Below are 23,831 nucleotides of genomic sequence, written 5' to 3' on the forward strand. Positions count from 1 at the left end.
ACGATGGACGCGGAGAGGCGGCCCCATGCACGACCATTCAGAGCTCGTCCGGCAGCGCATCGACCGATTGGTCAGGGAACGACTGGTGCCGGCGGTCGAGCGGGCGCGCGCATCCGTCGCCGTCGAGGCGTGGGAGGTGCCGGATGAGCCGGTGCCGTTCGCGCAGGCCGTGACGAATGACTTCGCACCGTTCGCGATCGGGCAGGCGTGGGGGAGGCCATGGGGCACCGTCTGGTTCCGGGTCTCCGGGACGGTGCCGGACTGGCGGGCCGACGCAGACGACGTCGAGCTCGTCGTCGATCTCGGGTTCACGGGTGCGCAGGCCGGGTTCCAGGCGGAGGCGCTCGTCTACGCGTCGGATGGAAGCATCCTCAAAGCGATCGAACCGCTGAACGGGTACGTGCGCCTCGACGCGGCTCCCGGCGAGGAATTCGAGGTCTTCATCGAAGCGGCCGCGAACCCCGACATCGGGAGCGGCTTCGTCGAGTTCCGGCCGACCGTGCTCGGCCGCCGGTCGACCGCGCCGACCGAACCGCTGTACGCGCTGCGCCGGATCGACGTCGTGCATCGCGACCGCGAGGTGTGGGGGCTCGTGCAGGACATCTGGACGCTCGAGGGCCTCGCGCTCCAGCTCGCACCGACCTCGCCGCGGCGCGCCCACGTGTTCGCGGCGCTCGAAGCGATGGCGGATGCTGTCGACCCGTCCGACGTCGCCGGCACAGCCGCGCAGGGCCGCGCCGCCCTCCGCCCGGCCCTCGACGCGCCCGCGGCAGCGAGCGCCCACCGCATCTTCGCCGTCGGTCACGCTCACATCGATTCGGCGTGGCTGTGGCCCGTGCGCGAGACGATCCGCAAGGTCGCCCGCACGTTCTCGAACGTACTCGACCTGATGGACCAGGATCCCGAATTCGTTTTTGCGGCGTCGTCGGCGCAGCAGTATGCGTGGATGAAGCGCTTCTATCCTGAGCTCTTCGAGCGCATCCGGGTCCGCGTCGCGGAGGGTCGGTTCGTGCCGGTCGGCGGGATGTGGGTCGAGTCCGACACGAACCTGGTCGGCGGAGAGGCGCTGGTGCGGCAGTTCGTCGAGGGGACGCGATTCTTCCGCGACGAGTTCGGGGTGCACCCGCGCGAGGTGTGGCTGCCCGACACCTTCGGCTTCACGGCCGCCGTCCCGCAGATCGCGCGAGCCGCAGGCACCGAGTTCTTCCTCTCGCAGAAGATCTCCTGGAACGAGACCAACCGCTTTCCGCACCACACCTTCCTCTGGGAGGGCATCGACGGCTCGCGCATCTTCGCCCACTTCCCGCCGGTCGACACCTACAACGCGATGCTCTCGGGCGCGGACCTCGCCCGGGCGGAGCAGAACTTCGCCGACAAGGGCCGGGCGAACACCTCGCTCGTACCGTTCGGCTTCGGCGACGGAGGCGGCGGCCCGACCCGCGAGATGGTCGCGGCCGCACGCCGCACCCGGTCCCTCGACGGTTCGCCGACGGTGCGGATGGCGGCGCCGGCCGAATTCTTCGACGCGGCGCGCGCGGAATTCCCGGAGCCGGCCGTGTGGACCGGCGAGTTGTACCTCGAACTCCACCGCGGGACCTACACGTCGCAGGCGCGAACCAAGCGCGGCAACCGGCGGAGCGAGGCGCTGCTCCACGAAACCGAACTGTGGTGTGCGACGGCCGCCGTCCGGCTGGGGCACACCTACCCCTACGACGAGCTGCGCGAGGCGTGGCAGACCGTGCTTCTTCAGCAGTTCCACGACATCCTGCCCGGCTCGTCGATCGGGTGGGTGCACGACCAGGCCGTGGAGAACTACCGGATCGTCGGCGAGAAGCTCGAAGGCTTGACCGGGGATGCGCTGGCGGCGCTCGCCGCGGGCGACGCCGACGCCGACGTCGATGCCGAGATCCTGTTCAACGCGGCGCCGGTCGACGTCGACGGTGTGCCCGCGAACGCCGCCGGCCCGCGCGCGGCCGGGGGCGCCGTGCGCATCGAGCGGGCCGCTGCGGGCATCCTTCTCCAGAACGACCATCTCGCCATCCGCATCGACGCCGAAGGTCTCATCGACTCACTCCTCGATCGCGCGACAGGTCGCGAGGTGCTTCCCCCGGGCGAGCGCGCCAACCTGCTGCAGGTGTTCCGAGACACCCCGCGGCAGTGGGACGCCTGGGACATCGACCCCGAATACCGCAGGCTCGGCGAGTCGGTCACGACGGTCGACGCGGTCGAGGTCGAGGAATCGGATGAGCGGGTCGCCGTGAGCGTCACCCGCAGCTTCGGCGCATCCACCGTCGTCCAGACGGTCGCGCTCGCGGCGCGGTCGAACGCCGTCGAGCTCACTACCGCGGTGGACTGGCACGAGCGGCAGCGGATGCTGAAACTCGCTTTCCCGATCGACGTCCACACCGCGTCGGCCGCCTCGGAGATCCAGTTCGGGCACATCGTGCGGCCGACGCACACCAACACCAGCTGGGATGCCGCCCGCTTCGAGACCTCGGCGCACCGCTGGGTGCATGTGGCGGATGCCCGGTTCGGCGTCGCGGTCGCCAACGACTCCACCTACGGGCACGACATCAGCCGCCACGAGCGGCCGGGCGGGGGCACATACTCTCTCCTGCGGCAGACCCTGCTGCGGGCGCCGCTGTTTCCGGATCCCGAAGCCGACCAGGGGATGCACACCCTGCGATCGTCGATCGTGGTCGGCCACATCGGGGACGCGATCGCGGAAGGGTACCGGCTGAACCTGCCGCCGCGCGCGGTCGCGGGGTCGGCATCCGCATCCGCCGCACTCCTGCCGCTGGTCTCCAGCGACGACCCGGCGGTCGTCGTCGAGACGGTCAAGCTGGCCGAGGACCGGTCGGGGGATGTGGTGGTGCGGCTCTACGAGTCGCGTGGGGCGCGCGCATCCGCCGGCCTCCGCGTCCACTTCGGGTTCTCCGTCGTCGTCGAGACCGACCTGCACGAGCTGCCGATCCCGGCCGTCGCCGTGACCGCCTCCACGCCCGACCGCGTCGAGCTCGCCCTCCGCCCCTTCCAGCTGCTCACCCTCCGCTTCGAGCGCCCCTGACGCGCCTCCGCCCTGGCGCCGACGCCCGGCCCATCCGATGCGCGAGACTCAGCCTGTTCATAGGGCAGCCCTAGATCAGACACAGTTCCACGCGGATAGTGGAAGTGATGGCAGACGATGACAACACCACGGATCCGACCCGGGAGCAGACCCCGACCGGCAGCCCGAACCTGACGCGGCGGGCGCTGATCACGGGCGGCAGCCTCATCGGCGCCGGCCTGGTGGTGGGCGGCACGCTCCTCGGCCAGCAAATCGCAGGGGCGAAGGCCAGCCCCACCCCGACGACGAACAAGCCGCCCATGCGCACCTTTGCGAGCACCGGCCTCACCACCCCGGTCGTCACCAGCTGGCGCACTGGGACGACCGCGCCCGGCCTCGTCTTCGTCACCCAGCAGGTCGCCGGCTTCAACGGCAGCATCATGGAGGAGAGCGGCGAGCCGGTCTGGATCGAGCCGACCACGGCGAACCTCACCGACCTGAAAGTGCAGCAGTTCGATGGCCGCCCGGTGCTCACCTACTGGACGGGCACAAGTACTGGCGGGCATGGGAGCGGTTCCGGCACCATCCTCGACGACACGTATGCGAAGGTGGCGACGGTCCGGGCGGGAAACGGTCTGGATGCCGACCTCCACGAGTTCAATCTCACGGATCGCGGCACCGCGCTCATCACCATCTACACCGTCGTGAAGACCGACCTGAGCGCCGTCGGTGGTGTCACGAACGGCTACGTGTACGACTGCCATGTGCAGGAGGTGGATGTGCGCACCGGCAAAGTCCTGCTCGACTGGAGCGCGCTCGACCACATCCCGATCGGTGACACCCACCTCACCCTCACCCAGGATCCCGGCCACGACGGCACGGCGGCCGGTCGCGCTTTCGACGCCTACCATCTGAACGCGGTCGAAGAGGATGGCGACGCCCTCCTCGTCTCGGCCCGGCACACGCACACCGTCTACTCGATCGATCGCACCACCGGGAAGGTCCGGTGGCGGTTCGGCGGCAAACAGTCCGACATCGCGCTGCCGACGGATGCGGTCTTCGCGTGGCAGCATGACGTGCGACGCCACCCCGACGGCACGATCACCCTGTTCGACAACCACCTCTATTCAGGAACGGACGGTCAATCCGGCGGACTCCGCTTCAGCCTCGACGAGACGTCGGACATCGCGACACTCGAGCAGACATTCGCGTACGACGGGCATCTCGGGACTGCGATGGGAAGCGTGCAGGTGCTCGCGAACGGCAACGTCCTCGTCGGCTGGGGGACGGACCCGGCCGTCACGGAGTTCACCTATGCCGGGGCGGCGATCTACGAAGCGACCCTCGGGAGCATTTCGTATCGGGCGTCGCGGCATCCCTGGGTCGCGCATCCGTCGACCGCGCCGGACATCGCGGCACGTGCCGAGAGCGGCGGGGTCCGCGTCTTCGCGAGCTGGAACGGGGCGACCGAGGTCGCTCGCTGGCGCATCCTGGCGGGGGATGACGCAGCCACCCTACAGGCCGCCGCGACTGTGCCGCGCTCGGGCTTCGAGACCGCGCACCTCGTCCCGCGTGCGAAGGTCGTCGCCGTGCAGGCCCTCGATTCGGCGGGCGCCGTGCTCGCCACGTCTCGGACCCTCACCGTGTAGGTGTCGCCCTTCCGCCCTGTGCGCCCGAACCTGCGTCCGCGCGGGCGCGGGCATACCGGCGGCGCACCGCGCGCGAGGCGAGCAGGTCGGCGGCGACCGCATCCTGCGCTTTCACGATCGCAGCCGTCGATTTGAGCGGCAACCGCACCGCCTCATCCGCTTCGATGCCCGCGGTGAGTTCGCGGGCGCGCTCGACTTCCACATCCAGTTCCGCGCCGAGCAGCAGGGCGACGTTCGCGATCCAGATCCAGAGCAGGAAGATGATGATCCCGGCGAGCGACCCGTAGGTGCGGTTGTAGTTGCCGAAGTTGGCGACGTACAGACCGAAGAGGGCGGATGCGACGCCGAGCACCACGATGGCGGCGATGGAACCCGTGGTGAGCACCCGGAATCGTGGCATCCGCACATTCGGCGTCGCGTAGTAGAGCAGTGCAGTGAGCAACACCAGCGCGATGATCAGCACCGGCCATTTGATCACCGACCACACCACCTGGACGGTGTCGCCGATGCCGAGCGCGTCGCCGATCGCCGTCGCGACCGGACCGGACACCACGAGCAGCAGGGCCATCAGCGACACGAGCACGAGCGTCGCGATCGTCACCCCCAGCTGCACCGGGCGCAGCGTCCAGACCTTTCGGCCTTCCTGCACCCCGTAGATGCGGTTGACGGCGCGCCCGAACGCACCGACGTAGCCGGACGCCGACCAGATGGCGCCGACGATCCCGATCGCCAGGGCGAGACCGGTGGCCGGGTTGGACGCGAGCTGCTCGATCGGCCCTTTCACCGTGTCGAGGGCCGCACCCGGCGCGACCTGCTGGACGATCGCGAAGAGAGCGTCGATCCCTCGCTGGCTCTGCCCGACGACCCCGAGGACGGACACCAGGGCGAGCAGCGCCGGAAAGAGCGAGAGCACGGCGAAGTAGGTGAGGCCCGCCGCCAGGTCGGTGCACTGGTGCCGGCCGAAACTCCGCAGGGTGCGGCGCAGGATGAAGCCCCACGGCAGCCGGGCCCAGGGCGTCGGATGCGCGTCCCCGACTTGCGGGTCGCGGGCACCCGTCGTGACGTCAGCGCTGCCCACGGGCCCGTCCGCGGCGCAGGCTCAGGAAGGCGCCGGTCGCCGCGGCGACCGCGCCGAGGAACAGGGCCGTGAACAGCACCGGATGCGAGCGGATCTGAATTGCGGGGTTGAAGGTCGCGAAGATGTCGTCGAGGGTTGCGGCGAGCTCGTCGCGGGTCTGGTCGATGTCGAGTTGCAGACTGTGGACGCCCGCATCCGGCGGGAGCGGCGGCCGCGAGGTGCTCGGTCCCGATGCCCCCGGTCCGGCTGCGCCCGCTCCGGCTGCCGCGTTGGTCGCGCCGGTTCCGGTCGCGCTGTCCTGGCTCACGCGCGTTCCCCCTTGAGCGCCCGGAGGTCGTCGCCGAGGCTGGTGACGGTCTCTTCTGGGATGATCGGGGGAACCTTCTTGAGGCTGACGACCCCGATGAGAATCGCGATGCCGGCGAGCACGAGCAGGATGCCGGCGACGATGAGAGCGGCGGCCCACGGCGGGACGATGAGTGCAAACGCGAGGACGGCCGTCGTCACCAGGGCTGCGAGGGCGAAGAAGACGAAGACGAGCGCGCCGACGAAGAGGCCGACTCCGACGCCGGCGTTCTTCGCCTTCGCGCTCATCTCCGCTTTGAACAGGGCGAACTCGGCCGCGATGAGGCGCCGGAGCTGTTCGACCAGGTCCCGGGTGAGCACCGGGAGCGGGCGGAGGCCTTTGGTGGTGCGGCGGCGCTCGCGGGGCAGCGGGGGCTTGTCGCTCATCCGGTCTCCGTTTCGTCGTCCTGCCGCGAACCTACGCCCCTCGGCCGGTTTCGACTACCCCCTGTGTCCGGCGGCCTACCCCTGGGCTTCGATCACTTCGGCGAGCCGGTCCATCGAGTCCCGCACGCCATGTTCCATTCCGTGTTCGATCATGGCGTCGCGCGTCTCGATCGAGGGGAACACGGAGTGGGTGTGGAGCCGGGTGCGGCCGCCGAGGTCTTCGTAGGTCGCGGTCTCGAGCGATACCTGGCCCGGTGCGCCTTCCCATTCGAAGGTCTGGATGACGCGCACACCCGGTTCGACCGAGTGGAAGACGCCGCGGAAGCCGAACTCGTGGCCCTCGGCGTCGCGATGGATGTAGCGGTACCGTCCGCCGTTGCGCACATCGTATTCGTCGATGATCATCTCCAGCTCGCGCGGGCCGAGCCACCGCGCGACGAGGGCGGGGTCGGTCGAAGCACGGAAGACCTGTTCGGGCGTCGCGTCGAATTCGCGGACGAGGTCGACGAAGGGCGTCCCGGGCTGGGCGGTGATCGTGGTGGCGTTCTGGGTGGTGCTCATTTCTCTGTCTCCTTTTCTTTCAGGCCGTCGAGCACGGCGTCGAGCGCGCGGAAGCGGCGTTCGGCGACGAGCCGGTAGGTGTCGATCCAGGCGGTGAGCGCTTCGAGCGCTGCCGGATCGAGGTGGCACGGACGGCGTTGCCCGTCGCGTGTGCGGGTGATCAGCCCGGCGGTCTCGAGCACCTGGATGTGCCGCGAGATCGCCTGCTTGGTGATCGCGAAGGGCTCGGCGAGTTCGTTGACCGTCGCTTCACCCCGGGAGAGGCGGGCGATAATCGAACGTCGAACCGGGTCGGCCAGCGCCAGGAAGGCGCGGTCGAGGTGGTCGTCAGCAGCCGCATCCGCAGTCATCGGTCATTCCGCCTTCATCAACTCTTCCAATAATCAACACAATGGTTTATCAACCGATGTGTTGACTAAACGATACGACTGCGACGCACACATGTCAACACCCCGGCCCCCGCCTCCTTTGCGTGCGGCTCCGCCTTTGACACACTGGACCCAGCGGCGCAAGCCGGAGGAACCAGGGAGAGGCCCTCATGAGCGCAAACAGCAACGAGCAGCGCGGCGCGATCATCGTCGCGGTGGTCGCCGGCCAGCCGACCACCGTGCTCGAGCACGCGGCGACACTCGCCGACGACCTCGACATCCCACTCGTCTGCGCCAACGTCGACGTCAACCGCTACCTCGTCTCCAGCTACGTCGACGGCAGCGTCGTCGCGCTGCCCTACGACCCCGACCTGCCCGAAGTCGAGAAGGCGACCTTCGATCCTGAGCTCGCTGCCAACATCCGTGCCCTGCTCGAACCGAAGGGCATCCGCTACCGGCTCGAACAACTCGCCGGCGACCCCGCCTGGGCGCTGACCCGCCTCGCAGACGAAGTCGACGCCCGCTACATCGTCGTCGGCACCCGTGAGGCCGGCTTCCGGGGGAGCCTCCGAGAGTTCTTCAACGGCTCGGTCGCCGTGCACCTCGCCCACCGACAGCATCGCCCCGTCATCGTCGTGCCCCTCGCGCCGTTGACGAGCGGCGAGAAGCTGCCGTGGGAGTGACAGCGGCGTGCCCATCCACCTCCACTGGCGGTACATCGGACTGGTCTTCCTCGGAGGCGCACTCGGAACGACCGCCCGCTACCTGATCTCGTCGGCCATCCCACCGTGGCTCGGGCTGCCGCTCGGCACCTTCCTGATCAACGTCGTCGGCGCTTTCGTGCTCGGCGTGCTGCTCGAAGCCCTCGCGCTTCGCGGGCCGGATGAGGGCATCCGCCGCAACCTGCGACTGTTCATCGGAACGGGCATCCTCGGCGGCTTCACCACCTACAGCGCGTTCGCGGTCGACACCGACGGCCTGCTGACGTCGAACAACCTGACGGGAAGCATCATCTACGCGGTCGCGACCATCGTGATCGGTGCGCTGGCGTCGCTCGCCGGCATCGCGCTCGCGGCCTGGCGCCACGGACCAACGGGTCCCGGGCGCTCCTCTGCGGTCGGCGGAGACGAGTGACCCCGCTCCTCGCGCTCGCCGTAGCAGTCGCCGGTGGCCTCGGCGCCGTGACCCGGCTCGTCTTCGACGGCTTCCTGCGCAGCCGCATCGCGATCGCGTTCCCGCTCGGAACCACGGTCATCAACGTGACCGGCTCGTTCCTGCTGGGCCTCGTCACCGCCCTCGCTCTCGCGCACGGGCTGCCCACGGAGTGGCGCGTGATACTCGGCACCGGTTTCCTCGGCGGCTACACCACCTTCAGCACCGCCAGCTACGAGACGGTCAGACTCGCGCAGCAGCGCCGATACCGCGCGGCTCTCGTCAACGGCTTCGGGATGCTCATCCTCGCGCTGCTGGCGGCCGGCCTCGGGCTGTGGCTGGGATCGTTGTTCTGAGCCGCTACGCCGTGGCTTCGCGGCTCGCGGTCTCACCTTCCGCGTCGCCGACGTCGCCGCCGATGTCCGCCGGCGGACGCAACACAACCGCCTGCTGCGCGTGCGTCACGCCGATCGCATCCGTCACCACATCCAGAAGGCTTCCGCGCCTGCCGAACGATTGGCGCTGGATCCCAGCACCACCGCCGGTCTCGAGCATTCGCCTGAGCCCCTCCCGCACCGGTTCGTCGTCGCCGTTCGCCGTGAGCGCCCGCTCGACGTGGGTGACCAGCGCATCCACCGCATCCGCGCCTGTCGCCCCGCGTCCGTGGACCGGATGCGGCAGCCTGCCGGTCGCCCCGGTGAGAGCCGCCTGCCATTCGGCCAGTCGCAGCGCGGCGGCCGGCACGGAGACGGGGGCGATCCCGGCCTGCCACTCGTCGACAGCGGTGTCGACCAGGGCCCGGATGATGGCGGCGAGCACGATCGTGTCCCGCGGATCAAGGCAGACGTCGGCGATACGCACCTCCACGGTCGGCTGCTGATGGGGCAGCCGGGCGTCGAGGTAGATCATGCGGTGGTCGAGGATGACCTCGGTGTCGACGAGTGTCCGCTCGAACTCCTCGTAGGCGGCGGCCGACCCGAAGACCTCGGTGGGGCCGGCGCTCTGCCACTGGTGCCAGGCGGCGAAACGATAACTCGCGTAGCCGGTGTCGTCCCCGTTGGAGAAGGGCGAGTTCGCACTGAGCGCGAGGATGACGGGCAGCCAGTTGCGAATGCGGTCCAGGATCGCGACTCCCTCCTCGCGCGACTCGATCCCGACGTGCACGTGGCATCCGCACACGAGAACGTTCCGCGCCGTCGCTCCGTAGCGCTCCATCATGGTTCCGTAGCGCGGCTCGCGGGTCGGATGCGGGACGAACGCGAGCGGGGACATCGCGAGGGCGACTGCGCGCGCACCGTACGGGGCGACGAGCCGGTCGGCCAGCGCGCGGCCCGCGACGATCTCGTCGAACAGGTCGGCGGTCGACGAGTGCGGCCGCGTCTGGGCCTCGAGCATCTCCTGTTTGAACTCCTCCTCGACGCTCGGGCCGAGGTGGGGATCGCCTGCACCGCCGGAATCACCGGCAGCGGCGAGCGCGCGGGGAGCCACGGCCATCGGGATGCCCGTGCGCTCGTCGACCAGGAGCAGCTCCTCCTCGACGCCGAGAGTCCTCATCGGCGCGAGGGGACTCGGGCACGGCCGGTCCTGGTCAGCGAGCGGGCCATGGTCTACGACTGCAGGAACGGCTCGGTCGAGTAGCCGGTGGTGTTGAGGACGGATGCGCTCGACTCGGGCACCTCGATGAACGCGCCGGGCAGGTCGTTCAAGGGCTCGGACACCACCACCCGGGCCGTCTTGCCGAAGGCCTTCAGTCGCTCGATGTCCGGGTACATCTCCTGCAGCGTCCCGATGTCGGCGGAGTGGAAGAGCGAGCGGCTGCGACCCTGCGACGAATACCGGAACGTCCAGATCGTCGCGCCGTCGGTGACCGCCAGGGTCCCCTGCATCGGGAAGTCGATCCCATGCTCGTGGCCGACCTTCTCCACCATGCGGATCGCCTTGCCCATCGCATCCACCGGGTCGTCCTGCAGCCCGAAGGTGAGGGCGAGATGGAAGAGCGCCTCCGAGTCGGTGGTCCCGAGGATGCGCGGGTACAGCGAGGGGTCCACGGCGAAGGTGAGATCGCGCTTCGTCTTGTGGAAGTCCTTCAGGTAGCCGTTGTGCATGAACAGCCAGTTCTCGTAGCGGAACGGGTGGCAGTTCGTCTGCTGGATGGGCGGCCCGGCCGCCGCGCGGACGTGGCTGAAGAAGAGCGGGCTCTCGATCGTGCTCGTCAGCTCACGCAGGTTCTCGTCGTTCCATGCGGGCTCGGTGCTGTGGAACAGGGCCGGCTGCGAGGTCGACTCACCGGTCGGGTACCAGCCGAAACCGAACCCGTCACCGTTCACCGTCTCTTTGCCCAGGGGCGAGTTCAGCGATTGCGCAACGAGGGAATGCTCCGTGTTCAGAATCACTTCGGCGGGGCGCAACGGCTCCCCGGAATAGGCCAGCCAACGACACATCTTCAACACCCTTCATGTCGCGCCCACCACACGAACCAGAACCGCGCGTGCTTTCGGCGAGCGACTGTGCAGGAAGCGTAACCGACCGTTTTCGGGCCGGGCATCACCCGGTTCGAATGACAAGGAGCGCCATTGCGCGGGCCCTACTCCTCCTCAGCGTCGGCCGCCTCCGTCTGGTCCATCCACCATTCCGTGAACTCGCTCGCCCGACCGTCCGGCGCCAGGCGGATGACCCACAGGTTGCTGTACGTCGGGCCGGCGTGATACTCCGTGACGCCCTCCACGAACACGAGTGAGCCGTCTCGGCTGAGGGCACGCCACTCGAAATCGGCGGCACCGGGTTCGTCCTGCGCGTCCAGCCAGCCCTCGACGATCTCGAGATGACCCACCCACGGGTCGGCGAACGGCTCGGTGCGGTACGACGCGTCCTCGGTGAAGAGCGCCCGGATGTCGTCCGGATCGTTCGACTCCCATGCCCGCCGGTACCCCTCGACCCACGTCGTAATCGCGTCGCCCATGCGACCGTTATACGCCCTTTGGACCGGCTGCGAACATCCGCTGCGAAAACCTGTGGAAAGTTCTTCGGGCCGTTAGTCGATTTGGTCGTGCGGCCGTTCGACGTTCACACGTAACGTCTACGACAAGGAGGACGACATGGAGTACATGCTGTTTATCACGAACGACCCCGAGGCTGAGCCGTACGACCCGAAGCTCGACAACATCCAGGACTGGGTCGAGGATCTCGACAAGAGCGGCATCCGGGGACACGGCGACCGACTTCGCCCGCCGGAGGACGCGAAGATCGTCCGTATCCGCCGGGGGCGGCTCGAGGTGACGGACGGCCCGTACACCGAGACCAAGGAATGGATCGCCGGCTACGACATCCTCGACTGCGAGAGCATGGAGCAGGCCGTCGAGATCGCGTCGCGCCACCCGATGGCGCGGTTCGGCCGCATCGAGGTGCGCGCGGTCTGGCCGTTCGAGTGAGCTGAGCGGGCGGGCCGCGCCTGGTGCGTGTGCGCGGCCCGCCCGCTCATTCCTCCGCGCAGCCGCTCGCCGCACTACTTAAGCGCGAGCGCACGTCCTTGTACGAGTGCGCTCGCCGCGAGCTAGTGCTGCCGGACCGAACGCGTGCGGTGGGCGACCGGCTCGGCCGCCGCGTCCCGCCCGACGATCTCGCCTTCCGAATCGAGGCACCAGGCTGTGAGCGCGGGCCAGTGCCCGTACCCGGCCGTGAGCTCCAGGTGCCCGCCGCCAGGGATCACGATCACCGGGATCCCGAGCGGCCCGCCGAACGCGGCCTCAGCCCCTTCCGGGCAGTACGGGTCGTCATCGGATGCGACGATCAACGTGGACGGCGCCCCGGCTGCGAGTGCGCGCAACGGCAACGCACCGAACGCGGCGATGGCGTCGATGCCGGAGACGAACCCGGGGGATGGGGGCGCGACGAGCAGGACGCGGTCGACGGCCGTCGTGTCCGGGTTCGCGCCCAGCCAGAGAAGCGCTGACAGACTGTGGCACACAACCGCCACGGTACGGCCCTCGGCTGCAAGCTCACCGAGCGCGCGCCCGACAGCGGATGCCCACCCCGCGACGGTCGGACGACTCGCGTCGGGCAGTTGCGGGTATTCGACCCTACGGCCCAGCGCCCGCAGGTCGCGCGCGAGTTCGTACTGCCAGTGACCCTCGGGACGGAAATTCTCCCAGCCGTGCAGGATCAGGAACGCGCTGTCCTCGCTCGCCATCACCGCTCCTCCACATCTGCAGAACACAAGTATTGCGTCCACACATTGCCCGCACTAATTCGTGTTTCGCCGTGTTGACGCTAGCGTTGGTGCAGGTGCGCACAGAGGGGTTGCAGGTATGCGTAGATCGTCGAGGGCCGTAGCAGCGGCAGTGGCCGTTTTTTTCGTCGTCACGGGGATCTCCGCGTGTTCGTCGACAGACTCGAAAGACCAGACCGTCGTTTCGCCGACCACGAGCGAAGGCCCCGTCACGGGGTTCGTGCGTGACGGCCAGGTGCTCCATGTCTCCCGCAACGACGTCACCGTGAAGGTGCAGGCGTCGGGGGGCGAGCTGATCCTCCAGGGCGACAACCTGACCGTGACCGTCTCCGGCAACGTCGGCGACCTCATCCTGACCGGGTCGAACAACACCGTCACCTCCGGCGACGCGGAATGGCTCGAAGTGTACGGCTCGAGCAACACCGTGAAGGCGGGCGGGGTGAGCAGCACGGTGCGCATCGAGGGTTCGCGCAACGACGTCTCCTTCAGCGGCGGCCCGAGCGTGCGCGTGCGCGGCACCAACAACACGGTCAACGGCAAACCGCAGTAGCGGTGACAGCGCCGATCCTCAGCGCCCGCCACGTCGACTTCGTGCGCAACGGGCGCGTGATCCTCGACGACATCACCTTCGACGTCAACGCGGGCGAGCACTGGGCGCTGATCGGGGCGAACGGTGCAGGCAAGAGCACCATCCTGAGCATGCTCGGCGCCCTCGTGCATCCGACGCGGGGAACGGTCGATGTCCTCGGCCGGCGCCTCGGCCGCGTCGACCTGCGTGAACTGCGCGGGATGATCGGCCACGTGAACCCACGTCACCAGGTGCGCTCGCCGCTCACCGTCCGCGACGTCGTGCTCACCGGCGCGACCGGAACCACCGAGCTCATGCTGCGCTGGGAGCCGACGCACGCACAACGGATCCGCGCCGACGAACTCATCGAACTGCTCGGGATGTCCGACCTCGCCGACGCGACGTGGCCGAACCTCTCGCAGGGCGAGCGGGGCCGCACGCTCATCGCGCGGGCTCTGCAGCCCGACCCGCACCTCCTGCTGCTCGACGAACCGAGCACCGGACTCGACATCGCGGCCCGCGAGCACCTGCTGGATCGCATCGACGGCCTGCGCGCGCGGCACCCGGATCTCGCCAGCGTGCTCGTAACCCACCACCTCGAGGAGCTGCCGGCCAGCACTACCCACGCGCTGCTGCTGCGCGAGGGTGCGATCGTCGCGCAGGGCGCGGCCGACGACGTGCTCACCAGCGGCCTGATCAGCGCGACGCTCGACTATCCGCTCGAGCTGACGCGCACCGACGGCCGCTGGTCGGTTCGCACTCGGCGAGGCGCATCCGCATCCACGAATCCTCCCCGACCGCACTAATTCGAGCCGGGCGCACCCGTACATACGCGTGCGCCGAGACAGAAGACGTGCGCTGCGACATAAGACGCAAGCGTTCCTGAGTGCAGGTGATGCCGCGCGTGGTACCTTGCGGATGTGACCCGAATAGTGGCGGTCGCTCCCGCCCTCCCGGCCCGTACATACACACAGGCTGAAATCACTGCGGCCTTGCTCGCGATGATCACCACCGATCCGGGTCGGCAGGCCGTCATGAAGCGCATCCACGCCGCCAGCGGTGTCGAGACCCGCAACCTGGTCATGCCGCTCGAGCAATACAGCACGCTCGCGTCTTTCCGTGAGTCGAATGACTTCTTCATCGCCGAAGGGACCACGCTTGCCGAGCGTGCGCTGACGGATGCGCTGGCCATCGCGGGAATCGCGGCATCAGATATCGACTTCCTGCTGTTCACCTCTGTGACCGGCATCGCCGCTCCGTCGATCGACGCTCAGCTCGTGTCGCGCCTGGGGCTACGGCCCGACGTCAAGCGTCTGCCATCGTTCGGGCTCGGATGCGTGGCCGGCGCCGCAGGGATCGCGCGCGTACACGACTACCTCGTCGGGCATCCGAACGAGGTCGCAGTGCTGCTGTCGGTCGAGCTGTGCTCCCTGACCGTGCAGGCGAGCGACGATTCGATGGCGAACATCGTCGCGAGCGGGCTCTTCGGCGACGGCGCCGCGGCCGTCGTGATGGTGGGGGACAATCGCGCCAAGCAGCTCGGCATCGGCGGCCCGGAGGTCGTGGATACGCAGAGTCGCATCTACCCGGACACCGAGGATGTCATCGGCTGGGACATCGGCGGCACCGGGTTCCGCATCGTGCTCAGCGCGGGCGTCCCCGAAGTGATCGACCGGAATTTCGCGGTTGATGCTGCGGGACTCCTGGAGCGCCACGGGCTGACGATCGCGGATGTCGGCGTCTGGGCCGCGCATCCGGGCGGTCCGAAGGTGCTCGAAGCGTTCTCGCGGGCCCTCGACCTTCCGGAGGGCGCCCTCGATGCCAGCTGGCGGTCGCTGGCGCGCGTCGGCAACCTCTCGTCGGCGGCAGTCCTTCACGTGCTCGCGGAGCGGATGGATGCGCATCCTGCGCACGGAACCAACGGCCTCCTGTTCGCACTCGGTCCGGGGGTAACCGCCGAGCTGGTGCTCCTGCGCTGGGTGGACGCGTGATCGCGAGGGACTCATGATCGGGACTGACTCATGATCGGGACTGGCTCATGATCTGGTACACGGTCCTGATTCTCGCGACCGGGCTCGAGCGCATCGCCGAACTGATCGTCTCGACCCGTAACGCGAAATGGTCGTTCGCCCGCGGCGGCGTCGAGCACGGCCGGCGCCACTTCGGGCCGATGGTCGCACTGCATGTCGGACTGCTGCTCGCCTGCCTCGCCGAGGTGTGGATCGGCGGGCGTCCGTTCATCCCGTGGCTCGGCTGGCCCATGCTCGTGCTCGTCTTCGCCAGCCAGGGACTGCGCTGGTGGTGCATCGCGGTGCTCGGCCCGCGCTGGAACACCCGGGTGATCGTCGTCCCAGGGCTGCCGCTCGTCGACAGCGGGCCCTACCGCTGGTTCAAGCATCCCAACTATGTGGCGGTCGTCGTCGAGGGGATCGCGCTTCCGCTGGTGTACACGGGGTGGATCACCGCGCTCACCTTCACCGTGCTGAACGCTGTGCTGCTGTTGCGATTCCGGCTGCCGTGCGAGAACACGGCGCTCGCCTCGCTGCCGCCGGCGAGTGCCGGTCGGTCGACGGCGGTCCGGTGAGCGATACGCCCGGCAGCGGCCTCGACGCCGAGGTGATCGTCGTCGGAGGCGGGCCGGTCGGACTCGCCGCCGCGATCGAGGCGCAGGCTGCGGGGTTCAGCGTGCTCGTCGTCGAACAGCGTGACGGGCCGATCGACAAGGCCTGCGGCGAGGGACTCATGCCCGGCGCGCTCGCGGCGCTGCGCCGGCTGGGCGTCGACCCGGTGGGGCGCGATTTCCACGGGATCGCATACGTCAGTGCGACCCAACGTGTGGAGCACCGGTTCGACGGCGAGGTCGGCCGTGGTGTGCGGCGAACCGTGTTGCACGCAGCGATGGCGGAGCGGGTGGCCGAGCTGGGCATCCCTGTCCTGCGCGGACGCGTCACCGGTGTGACGCAGGAGCAGGCGCGTGTGCGCGTCGAATGGGATGGCGGCGCGGCGCGCGCGAACTGGATGATCGCCGCCGACGGACTCCATTCGACCGTGCGGCGCCTGGTCGGCTGCGAACGACCGCCGGTGGCTGCAGCGAAACGCAGGTTCGGCATCCGCCGGCATTTCGAGGTCGCCCCGTGGAGCGAGCTCGTCGAGGTGCACTGGACTCCGGAGGTCGAAGCCTACGTCACCCCGGTGGATGCGGGGACCGTCGGTGTCGCGCTCCTGGGTCCGCCGCATGTCGATTTCGACGACGTGCTCGCCCGCATCCCGGAACTCGTCGAGCACCTCGACGGCGCCGCCGCGCTGAGTTCTACGCGCGGCGCCGGCCCGTTGCGGCAGCGCACCACTCGCCGGGTCGCCGGGCGTGTGCTGCTGGCAGGGGATGCATCGGGTTACGTCGACGCGCTCACCGGCGAGGGCCTGCGGGTCGGGTTCGCGCAGGCCAGGTCGGCGGTGCGGAGCATCGCGGATGAGGACCCTTCGCGCTACGAACGGGCCTGGTCGAGGGACACGCGGGACTTCCGGATTCTCACCAGCGCCCTCGTCGCTGCGGCGCGTTCGCCGTTGCGCGGGCGGATCGTGCCTGCCGCTGTGGCCAGCCCGGCGCTCTTCGGGCGCATCGTCGACCGTCTGGCGCGCTGATACCGGACTTCCGGCATCCGGTATTTGAGACTCACAATACTTTGAATGCTTTTATAAGAAATATTAACCGGCGATTTTCGTACCCTTCACAGGATCAACCGGTATTCCTTGTATAAGGACGCGATAGGACGGCTGTTATTTGAATGCGCGCCAGAAGGACGAGCACCGATGAGTCAGGTAGAGATCGACGAGAATTCCGCCGAATGGGCGGGTGAGGGACGTCGGCGTACCACCATCACGTTCTACCTCTCCGAGTTGTTGCGCAATCGGGCGCGCGCCGCCTACCGCCTCACCTCGTTCGCCGAGCAGGATGCGAGCTGGTCCGACATGCTCAGCAAGGCGCTGCTCGCAGAAGTCGAGCGCAGGGAGCGGGACCACAATTACGGCGAAGAGTTCACCGGCGGTGAAGAACCGCTCTCGCCGGGCCGCCCTATCGGCTACTGATCTTCTCGTTAACGAACCGGCCAGGTCGTCCACACTTCCGAGGAAGCGGTACGACCCGGCCGGCCCCCGTTTTTAGCTCAATCGACTGGGTTAGCTCAATCGACTGAGTCAGCTCAATCGGCTGGGTCAGCTCATACGGGGCTGACGGCGTACGTGACCGCAGTACCAGGGGTGCTGAGGATCACGGTGTACTTCGGACCGTCGAAGATCGTCGTGCTGGTGTCGGTCGCCTTCGCGTTCGGCTCGGCCTTGAAGCCGGCCTTCTCGAGGGCGGCCTTCGCGTCGGCGAATCCCGTCTTCGACGTGGGGATGACGGTGACGCTCCATCCGGTGTCGGCGTCGCCCTGCGCGACGAGGATCTTGCCGTCGACGACGGGGACGTCGCTCTTCGGGAAGCTCGACGGGAGGGCTGCTGTGCTGGAGCTCGCGCTGGTGCTCGAGCTGGTCGAACCGCCGGAGGAGGTCCCGGTCGAACAACCGGCGAGCCCACCTCCCACTGCGATCGTGATTGCCATGACGGCAGGGACGAACAATTTCTTGCGTGAAAGGTGCATTTGTGATTCCTACTGGTGATTGATGACTTCTACTGGTTTCGCATGTGAAATACGGGTGTTGCAAACACAAAAGTTTACTCTCGGCTGTCTCTGTCGGCGAACCGAGTGGGCCCGTTCGGTCGGCTTCGGGGTACCTGTCTCAGGCCGGCGGATGGTGCTGTGCGAGGTGACGCTCTACCCCACTAATGGTTACACCCGCCCCCGACATTTGCGATGCCCCGAACGTGACAGTTCCGGTCGAGCGCGGCCGGAACTGCGGCTGGCGGCGGTTAGGGTCGAGCGGCGGTGAACGCCCAGCGCGACCGTTCAGCGATGGCCTCGCCCCGTTCGCGGCTCTCCCGGACGAGCTCGGCCGCTTCGACCGGGCCGATGCGGCCCGCGGCGAGATTCCACGCGACGAAGACCAGGTGCCTGGCGCGCACCATCCCCGCGATCCGGTCGACCTCATCCGGCTCCAGCTCAAGACGTTGCCGATAGCCGGCTGCGAGCAGGTCGATGCGGCGCAGGTCTTTGCCGCCCTCCACCCAGAGGAGGAATGCGAGCGACCAGAGTCTCGGGCCTCGCCCGGCGCCGGCCCAGTCGACCACGACCATTCCCGGCGCTGCGGTCGCGACGACGTTCGCGAGCACGAAATCCGGATGCGTGAACGCCAGTGGGAGCCCGTCGCCGCCGTCGGCCTGGTCGAGTTCCCCGAGCACGACGGCGAGGGATGCGCGGTCAGCGGCGGAGGGCGACGCCAGCGCCGCGCTGACCCACTCGCGGGCGGCATCCAGTTCTGCGGTGGGGAGTCCCCGTGCGGCGTGATGCCAGGCGCCGCCGGACTGCGCGGGCGCACCCGCGTCGAGAGGGAGGGCGTGCAGCCTGCCGAGCATGCTGCCCAGTTCACGGAGGCCGCCGGCCTCCTTGACGGTGGGGCGGCGCAGCTCGCGCGGGACCGGATGCACGAACTCGGTCACGAGCACAGGCGAGGAGCCCAGCATCGAGACAGGATCGTCGGTGGCGGCCCGCTCGGCCGGATAGTCGTGCTCTGCCAGCCAGGCCAGCGTCGCCGCATCGCCAGCGACCGCCTCGATCGACTGGTCGGGTGGGAAGACTCGTGCAACCCAGTCGGGCCCGTCGTTGCGCTCGACGCGCATCACACCGGAATCGAGTCGATGCAGGTCGACGGCGTCGACGCCGTAGTGCGCTGCGAGGTGCGCGACCAGCGCGCCAGTGTCGATTTCAGCCGCGGAGATCGATCCGAACACGTGCTGAGAGTACCCCAGCCCGGTGCGCGGTGGCTCGTCGCCGCCACCGCACTAGCTCGATCCCGGCGCACTAGTACAACGTAGTGCGGCGAGACTGAAGTAGTGCGGCGGCGCCGAATTAGTGCGGCGAGGCCCGTGCGGCCCGGCTCAGCCGAGCAGCAGAGCGCTCAGCTGGTCCGTCGAGTGAACGACAGCGATCGCGCCGGCGGCCTCCGCGGGCGAGCCGTAGCCCCACTCGACGAGGATCGTCGGCAGTCCGTGCTCGCTGGCACCTTCGACGTCGTGGGACCGGTCGCCGACCATGACGGTCTGCGAGAGGTCGACGCCCTGCTCGGTGAGGCGGCGCAGCGCCTCGGCCACGACATCCCCCTTCGCACTGCGCGACTCGTCTTCGGATGCACCGCAGATCACGTCGAAGTATTCGGTGAGCCCGAAGTGGTCGAGGATACGTCGCGCCTGGAGCTCAGGCTTGCTGGTGGCGACGGCGAGCGGGATGCCCGCATCTTTCAGCCGCTTCAGAACGCCGCGCACGCCAGGGAAGACGGCCGAGTCGAAGGCGCCGTCCGCGTGGTAACTGGTGCGGTAGATGGCAAGGGCATCGCGGGCTTCGGGCTCGGTCATGTGCGCGAAGTCGCGGAAGGAGTCGAGCAGCGGCGGGCCCACGTATTCGACGAGCTCGGCGGGCGAGGGGATGGGCAGGCCGAGGGTCTGCAGCGTTGCGGCGATCGACTTGGTGATGCCGGGCGCGGAGTCTGTGATGGTGCCGTCGAGATCGAACAGGACGCAGGTCCAGGTACGGGTGACGGTAAGGGTCGGGTTTGTCATAACCGTCCAATAGTAGGTTCTGAACTTCGGGGTTCGCTCAACGTCCGCTGAGAGCAGATTCGATGTGTGAGCGTGCGACCACCATCGTATTCGTGCCCGGATTGAACTGGACTGCAACGAAATCCGCAGTTTCGATGAGTGCGAGCGCCTCCCGCGAGGGGATGATGATCGCCTGCACCTTCACGCCCTTCTTCACGGTTGCACCAACCGCGTCGCGCAACGCTTTCATCGACGTGAACAGGGGGAGTACCGGTTCGCCGGCAGTGGATGCGATGGTGCGGAGGCGCGTCCCGGTCGCCTCTGTCGACCCCGTCACGTCGACGACCAGCCCGCCCGCGAGCGCGGCCTCGAGCAGAGCATCCAGTGCTTCGAGCGTCGGCTCCGCGTTGATCGCATCCAAAGCCTTGCGCACCGCAACGTTCTCGTAACTCTGGGGGAAGCGGCCGGCGGCGTTCATCAGAACAGCCTGCTCTCGCTGTCGTCGAGGCCGCGCATCGCGTCGTAGTCGAGGACGAGGCAGCGGATGCCGCGGTCCTCGGCGAGGGTGCGCGCCTGCGGTTTGATCTCCTGCGCCGCGAACACACCGGTCACCGGTGCGAGGTGCGGGTCCCGGTTCATGAGTTCGAGGTAGCGGGTGAGCTGCTCGACGCCGTCGATGTCGCCGCGGCGTTTCAGCTCGATAGCGACGGACGCGCCGTTCGCATCCCTCGCCAGGATGTCGACCGGGCCGATGGCCGTCATGTATTCGCGGCGCACCAGCGTGTGCCCGTCGCCGAGGAGTCCGATCTGCTCGGCCAGCAGCTTCTGCAGGTGGGCTTCCACGCCGTCCTTCTGGAGGCCGGGGTCGATACCGAGCTCGTGCGCGGAATCGTGCAGCACCTCGTGGATGGATACGACCAGCATGTCGGCGGTCTTCGCCTGGCTGACCCGCCACACTTCGGTGACTCCCGCTTCGGACTGGATCTCGTCGGGCTCGATCACCGTGAGGGTGCACGGCGGGCTCATCCAGTTCAGCGGCTTGTATGAGCCGCCGTCGGAGTGGACGAGCAGGCTCCCGTCGGACTTGAGCATGAGGAGCCGGGTCGCGAGCGGAAGGTGCGCGCTCAAGCGCCCGGCGTAGTCGACGGAGCACTGGGCAATGACAAGACGCACCCATAGAGGTTAACCCACGACGCCGACGCACGTCGCCGCAGTTACCGGAACGCGCCCTACGCGTCCACCCGCACGCGCGGCCCACGCGCGCGCGACGCCTCGCGCACCGCAGGCGCGGCCAGCGCCGACGCCACCATGAGCACGAGCAGCACGAACAGCGCGTTCAGGATCCCGAACGCCTGGCCCAGGAACCCGATCAGCGGGGGGCCGACGAGAAACGCGCAGTACCCGATCATCGCGACGGCGCTGACCCGAGCGGCCGGCTTGTCGGTCCCGTCTGCGGCAGCGGACATCCCGAGCGGGAAGCCGAGCGACACCCCGAAGCCCCACAGGACCGTGCCGATCACGACCATCCAGAGCGGGCCGCCGAGGATGAACAGCAGCAGCCCCACGACGCCGAGACCGGCAGTGACACGGATGGAGTTGGTCCGCCCGATCCGGTCGACGAGCGGGCCGCCGAGGACCCGGCCGATGGTCATCGCTGCGACGAAGCATCCGAAGAAGAGCGCACCTGTCGCGTTGGTCTGGTGGTGTCCGTCGACCACCCCGAGTGCGAGCCAGTCGTTGGCCGAGCCTTCCGCGAAGGCCATGCCGAGCATGACGACGCCGATCAGGATGAGGCGCCAGTCGGCCCACACGGACAGGTTCTCGCGCAGGCGCTCGCCCCACGGCCGCTTCTCGGGTTCGCCGGCTTCCGGATCGCCGAGCTCGACTTCGTTGGGGATGAATCGCACGGCGAGTACCGCGGTTGCCACGACGAGCACGGCGATCGCCATCAAATGCCAGGACACGTCGATGCGCAGTGCGGCCGCCGCGGCTCCCAGCCCCGCACCGATGACGGTGCCGAGGCTGAAGCAGGCGTGCATGAGCGGCATCAGCGTCTTGCCGATCTCGCGTTCGACGGCCGCGCCTTCGACGTTCATCATCACGTCGACCATCCCGTTGCCGAAGCCGAGCATCGCAAGCCCGAGGCCGACGAGCGGGACGAAGTGGAAGAACGACACACCGCCACCGATCAGGACCATGCCGGACGCGACGATGACGAGGGAGATGACCATCCCGCGGTGCGGTCCGACTTTCGCGAGCAGGGGAGCGGATGCGACGAGCCCGAGGATCGCGCCGATGGACATCCCGAGGATCAGCAGTCCGACCTGGGCTGTGTCCAGTCCGAGGCCGTCACGGACGCCGGGGATGCGCGCCACCCAGGTCGCAAGGCTGAGGCCGCTGAGGATGAAGATGACGAACACCGCGTTGCGCCAGGCCGAGAGTTCGCGTCGGCTGCGCGTAGTTGCGGTGGGTGTCGTCTGCGACATGATGTTCCTGATGGTTCGTATGTGGCCGGATGTCCCTGCTGGGGACACCCTCGAATCGATTCGATCGAATCGATTCGACTAAGCTATCGGAGAAAGCGACCGACTTCAACCGGCGTGGAAGGAAATATCCGTGAGCGACGAGCCGAAAGCACCCCCCGGCGTGCGTCCCACTCTAGCGGCGGTGGCGCTGCTCGCGGGCGTCTCCAATTCGACCGCATCCCTTGCGTTCAGCGGAACCGGGCCGGTGTCAGACGCGACGCGCGAACGCGTCCTCGCGGCGGCCCGCGAGCTCAACTATGCGGGGCCGGACCCGCGCGCCCGCTCTCTGCGACGCGGCCGCTCCGGAATCGTCGGCGTCGTCATCGAAGAGCACGTGCGCGACGCGTTCCGCGATCCGATCAAGATCGCCCTCCTCGACGGCATCTCGCAGGAACTCGCCGCCATCGATGCGGGCCTCCTCATCCTCACCGACACCGGCGAGGCCGCCGGGCGCATCCAGGATGCGTCGATGGATGCCGTGGTGCTGATCGGATGCAGCCCTCGCCTCGACGAGTCGGTCGCAGCCCTCCGCCAGCGCGGCATCCCCCTCGTCGCCATCGAGGGCGACCCGTCAGGCGATGTGATGACGATCGGCCAGGACAATCGCGAGGCGACCCGCCTTGCCGCGCAGCACCTGTGGGATCTCGGTCACCGGGACGTCGCGTTGGTGACCCTCCCGCTCGACAGGGACCGCATCCGCGGATCGTTGACCTCCGACCGTGAGGCCCTCGGCAGCTCGAACACGACGATGGAGCGCCTCGCCGGCGCCCGCGATGTCTTCCCGGACGCCGCCGCCTTCACGGCCCGCGGCAGTTTCGTCGAAGAGGGAACCCTCGCAGCGCACGCCCTCCTCGCCGATCCCGAGAATCGGCCGACTGCGATCATCGCCCAGAGTGATCTGCTCGCAGCGGGGGTGATCCGCGCGGCCGAGGAGCTCGGGATCGCCGTGCCGGCCGACCTCAGCGTGGTCGGCTTCGACGGGGTGCGGGTCGACGGGCTCTGGCCGTACGACCTGACGACGCTCGTGCAGCCCGCAGTCGAGAAGGGCCGCGCTGCCGGCGCGGCGATCGTCGAGATGCTCGACGGCGAGATGCCGGAGCCCATCAGTTTCACGAGCGAGTTCCACACCGGGAACACGACGGCCCCGCCGTCGCACTGAGCGTGTGCGGCCCGGCCGCATCCGTCACGCGAAGTCCTGTTCCATGAACAGCCGGTGGATGCGCGTTGCCGGCATGC

28 protein-coding genes are annotated in these 23,831 nt (G+C 68.5%); 13 read left to right on the top strand and 15 right to left on the bottom strand.

Annotated elements, in window-relative coordinates; genetic code table 11:
* Positions 1-25 precede the first annotated feature (25 nt).
* The gene (locus AAYO93_RS19655) at positions 26-3,067 is read left to right on the top strand and encodes an alpha-mannosidase (protein ID WP_345762884.1); all 3,042 of its coding nucleotides are present in this window, start codon (positions 26-28) and stop codon (positions 3,065-3,067) included.
* 107 nt (positions 3,068-3,174) lie between these two features.
* Positions 3,175-4,695 carry an arylsulfotransferase family protein gene (locus AAYO93_RS19660; protein WP_345762885.1) on the top strand — a complete coding sequence of 507 codons (1,521 nt, stop codon included), beginning with the start codon at positions 3,175-3,177 and terminating at the stop codon, positions 4,693-4,695.
* Here the strand turns inward: AAYO93_RS19660 and AAYO93_RS19665 are convergent.
* The 5 genes from AAYO93_RS19665 to AAYO93_RS19685 form a co-directional block, all read right to left on the bottom strand.
* Positions 4,685-5,773, bottom strand: a complete 1,089-nt coding sequence (locus tag AAYO93_RS19665) for a YihY/virulence factor BrkB family protein (protein ID WP_345762886.1) — start codon at positions 5,771-5,773, stop codon at positions 4,685-4,687. The two genes, AAYO93_RS19660 and AAYO93_RS19665, sit on opposite strands and share 11 nt — an antisense overlap.
* Positions 5,760-6,080 carry a DUF3618 domain-containing protein gene (locus AAYO93_RS19670; RefSeq protein ID WP_345762887.1) on the bottom strand — a complete coding sequence of 107 codons (321 nt, stop codon included), beginning with the start codon at positions 6,078-6,080 and terminating at the stop codon, positions 5,760-5,762. Before AAYO93_RS19670 ends, AAYO93_RS19665 begins: the two co-directional genes overlap by 14 nt.
* Positions 6,077-6,505 carry a phage holin family protein gene (locus AAYO93_RS19675; RefSeq protein ID WP_345762888.1) on the bottom strand — a complete coding sequence of 143 codons (429 nt, stop codon included), beginning with the start codon at positions 6,503-6,505 and terminating at the stop codon, positions 6,077-6,079. The genes AAYO93_RS19670 and AAYO93_RS19675 overlap by 4 nt, the downstream gene beginning before the upstream one ends.
* 75 nt (positions 6,506-6,580) lie before the next feature.
* Entirely contained in the window at positions 6,581-7,066 is a 486-nt protein-coding gene (locus tag AAYO93_RS19680; RefSeq protein WP_345762889.1) for an SRPBCC family protein, read from the bottom strand.
* Positions 7,063-7,416 carry an ArsR/SmtB family transcription factor gene (locus tag AAYO93_RS19685; protein WP_345762890.1) on the bottom strand — a complete coding sequence of 118 codons (354 nt, stop codon included), beginning with the start codon at positions 7,414-7,416 and terminating at the stop codon, positions 7,063-7,065. Before AAYO93_RS19685 ends, AAYO93_RS19680 begins: the two co-directional genes overlap by 4 nt.
* Positions 7,417-7,604: 188 nt before the next feature.
* Between AAYO93_RS19685 and AAYO93_RS19690 the strand changes: the two genes are divergently transcribed.
* Genes AAYO93_RS19690 through crcB (AAYO93_RS19700) form a run of 3 tightly spaced genes read left to right on the top strand, consistent with a single transcriptional unit; the run spans position 7,605 to position 8,942 of the window.
* Entirely contained in the window at positions 7,605-8,117 is a 513-nt protein-coding gene (locus tag AAYO93_RS19690) for a universal stress protein (RefSeq protein WP_345762891.1), read from the top strand.
* A 7-nt stretch (positions 8,118-8,124) separates the two neighbouring features.
* Complete coding sequence (gene crcB, locus AAYO93_RS19695) at positions 8,125-8,568, top strand: fluoride efflux transporter CrcB (protein WP_345762892.1); 444 nt, start codon at positions 8,125-8,127, stop codon at positions 8,566-8,568.
* On the top strand, positions 8,565-8,942 hold the full coding sequence (gene crcB / locus AAYO93_RS19700; RefSeq protein ID WP_345762893.1) for a fluoride efflux transporter CrcB: 378 nt from the start codon (positions 8,565-8,567) through the stop codon (positions 8,940-8,942). The genes crcB (AAYO93_RS19695) and crcB (AAYO93_RS19700) overlap by 4 nt, the downstream gene beginning before the upstream one ends.
* 4 nt (positions 8,943-8,946) lie before the next feature.
* Here the strand turns inward: crcB (AAYO93_RS19700) and AAYO93_RS19705 are convergent, their stop codons facing one another.
* From AAYO93_RS19705 to AAYO93_RS19715, 3 genes are all read right to left on the bottom strand, one after another.
* A complete protein-coding gene (locus tag AAYO93_RS19705) occupies positions 8,947-10,140 on the bottom strand; it encodes a glutamate--cysteine ligase (protein ID WP_345762894.1) in 1,194 nt (397 codons plus the stop codon).
* Between the two features lie 53 nt (positions 10,141-10,193).
* Positions 10,194-11,027 carry a class II glutamine amidotransferase gene (locus AAYO93_RS19710; protein ID WP_345762895.1) on the bottom strand — a complete coding sequence of 278 codons (834 nt, stop codon included), beginning with the start codon at positions 11,025-11,027 and terminating at the stop codon, positions 10,194-10,196.
* 143 nt (positions 11,028-11,170) lie between these two features.
* Positions 11,171-11,545 carry a nuclear transport factor 2 family protein gene (locus AAYO93_RS19715; protein WP_345762896.1) on the bottom strand — a complete coding sequence of 125 codons (375 nt, stop codon included), beginning with the start codon at positions 11,543-11,545 and terminating at the stop codon, positions 11,171-11,173.
* A 136-nt stretch (positions 11,546-11,681) separates the two neighbouring features.
* On the opposite strand from AAYO93_RS19715, the gene AAYO93_RS19720 reads away from it, so the two are divergent.
* Positions 11,682-12,014 (top strand): YciI family protein, encoded by a 333-nt coding sequence (locus tag AAYO93_RS19720; RefSeq protein WP_345762897.1) that lies wholly within the window; start codon positions 11,682-11,684, stop codon positions 12,012-12,014.
* A 122-nt stretch (positions 12,015-12,136) separates the two neighbouring features.
* On the opposite strand, the gene AAYO93_RS19725 is transcribed toward AAYO93_RS19720, so the two are convergent.
* On the bottom strand, positions 12,137-12,772 hold the full coding sequence (locus AAYO93_RS19725) for an RBBP9/YdeN family alpha/beta hydrolase (RefSeq protein ID WP_345762898.1): 636 nt from the start codon (positions 12,770-12,772) through the stop codon (positions 12,137-12,139).
* 151 nt (positions 12,773-12,923) lie between these two features.
* Between AAYO93_RS19725 and AAYO93_RS19730 the strand changes: the two genes are divergently transcribed.
* From AAYO93_RS19730 to AAYO93_RS19755, 6 genes are all read left to right on the top strand, one after another.
* A complete protein-coding gene (locus tag AAYO93_RS19730) occupies positions 12,924-13,361 on the top strand; it encodes a DUF3060 domain-containing protein (RefSeq protein WP_345762899.1) in 438 nt (145 codons plus the stop codon).
* A gap of 2 nt (positions 13,362-13,363) precedes the next feature.
* On the top strand, positions 13,364-14,185 hold the full coding sequence (locus AAYO93_RS19735; protein WP_345762900.1) for an ABC transporter ATP-binding protein: 822 nt from the start codon (positions 13,364-13,366) through the stop codon (positions 14,183-14,185).
* Between the two features lie 114 nt (positions 14,186-14,299).
* Positions 14,300-15,370 (top strand): type III polyketide synthase, encoded by a 1,071-nt coding sequence (locus AAYO93_RS19740; protein ID WP_345762901.1) that lies wholly within the window; start codon positions 14,300-14,302, stop codon positions 15,368-15,370.
* A 47-nt stretch (positions 15,371-15,417) separates the two neighbouring features.
* The gene (locus AAYO93_RS19745) at positions 15,418-15,963 is read left to right on the top strand and encodes an isoprenylcysteine carboxyl methyltransferase family protein (protein WP_345762902.1); all 546 of its coding nucleotides are present in this window, start codon (positions 15,418-15,420) and stop codon (positions 15,961-15,963) included.
* Positions 15,960-17,021 (top strand): NAD(P)/FAD-dependent oxidoreductase, encoded by a 1,062-nt coding sequence (locus tag AAYO93_RS19750; RefSeq protein ID WP_345762903.1) that lies wholly within the window; start codon positions 15,960-15,962, stop codon positions 17,019-17,021. Before AAYO93_RS19745 ends, AAYO93_RS19750 begins: the two co-directional genes overlap by 4 nt.
* 168 nt (positions 17,022-17,189) lie before the next feature.
* Positions 17,190-17,465 carry a ParB family protein gene (locus AAYO93_RS19755; RefSeq protein ID WP_345762904.1) on the top strand — a complete coding sequence of 92 codons (276 nt, stop codon included), beginning with the start codon at positions 17,190-17,192 and terminating at the stop codon, positions 17,463-17,465.
* 131 nt (positions 17,466-17,596) lie between these two features.
* Here the strand turns inward: AAYO93_RS19755 and AAYO93_RS19760 are convergent, their stop codons facing one another.
* The 6 genes from AAYO93_RS19760 to AAYO93_RS19785 all read right to left on the bottom strand — a co-directional run bounded on the left by AAYO93_RS19760 (position 17,597) and on the right by AAYO93_RS19785 (position 22,556).
* Complete coding sequence (locus AAYO93_RS19760) at positions 17,597-17,980, bottom strand: hypothetical protein (protein WP_345762905.1); 384 nt, start codon at positions 17,978-17,980, stop codon at positions 17,597-17,599.
* Positions 17,981-18,288: 308 nt separating this feature from the next.
* Positions 18,289-19,266: a phosphotransferase enzyme family protein gene (locus AAYO93_RS19765; protein ID WP_345762906.1), complete on the bottom strand. Its 978-nt coding sequence runs from the start codon at positions 19,264-19,266 to the stop codon at positions 18,289-18,291.
* A 147-nt stretch (positions 19,267-19,413) separates the two neighbouring features.
* Positions 19,414-20,091 (bottom strand): HAD family hydrolase, encoded by a 678-nt coding sequence (locus tag AAYO93_RS19770; protein WP_345762907.1) that lies wholly within the window; start codon positions 20,089-20,091, stop codon positions 19,414-19,416.
* Positions 20,092-20,128: 37 nt separating this feature from the next.
* The gene (locus AAYO93_RS19775) at positions 20,129-20,548 is read right to left on the bottom strand and encodes an SseB family protein (RefSeq protein WP_345762908.1); all 420 of its coding nucleotides are present in this window, start codon (positions 20,546-20,548) and stop codon (positions 20,129-20,131) included.
* Positions 20,548-21,243 (bottom strand): endonuclease NucS, encoded by a 696-nt coding sequence (gene nucS, locus AAYO93_RS19780; protein WP_345762909.1) that lies wholly within the window; start codon positions 21,241-21,243, stop codon positions 20,548-20,550. The genes AAYO93_RS19775 and nucS overlap by 1 nt, the downstream gene beginning before the upstream one ends.
* Positions 21,244-21,299: 56 nt before the next feature.
* Complete coding sequence (locus AAYO93_RS19785; protein WP_345762910.1) at positions 21,300-22,556, bottom strand: MFS transporter; 1,257 nt, start codon at positions 22,554-22,556, stop codon at positions 21,300-21,302.
* 130 nt (positions 22,557-22,686) lie between these two features.
* Here AAYO93_RS19785 and AAYO93_RS19790 point away from each other — a divergent pair, with 130 nt between their 5' ends.
* On the top strand, positions 22,687-23,754 hold the full coding sequence (locus AAYO93_RS19790; protein WP_345762911.1) for a LacI family DNA-binding transcriptional regulator: 1,068 nt from the start codon (positions 22,687-22,689) through the stop codon (positions 23,752-23,754).
* Positions 23,755-23,831 lie beyond the last annotated feature (77 nt).

Origin of the sequence: Diaminobutyricibacter sp. McL0608, from assembly GCF_039613825.1 — a bacterium.
Lineage (GTDB): Bacteria > Actinomycetota > Actinomycetes > Actinomycetales > Microbacteriaceae > Diaminobutyricibacter.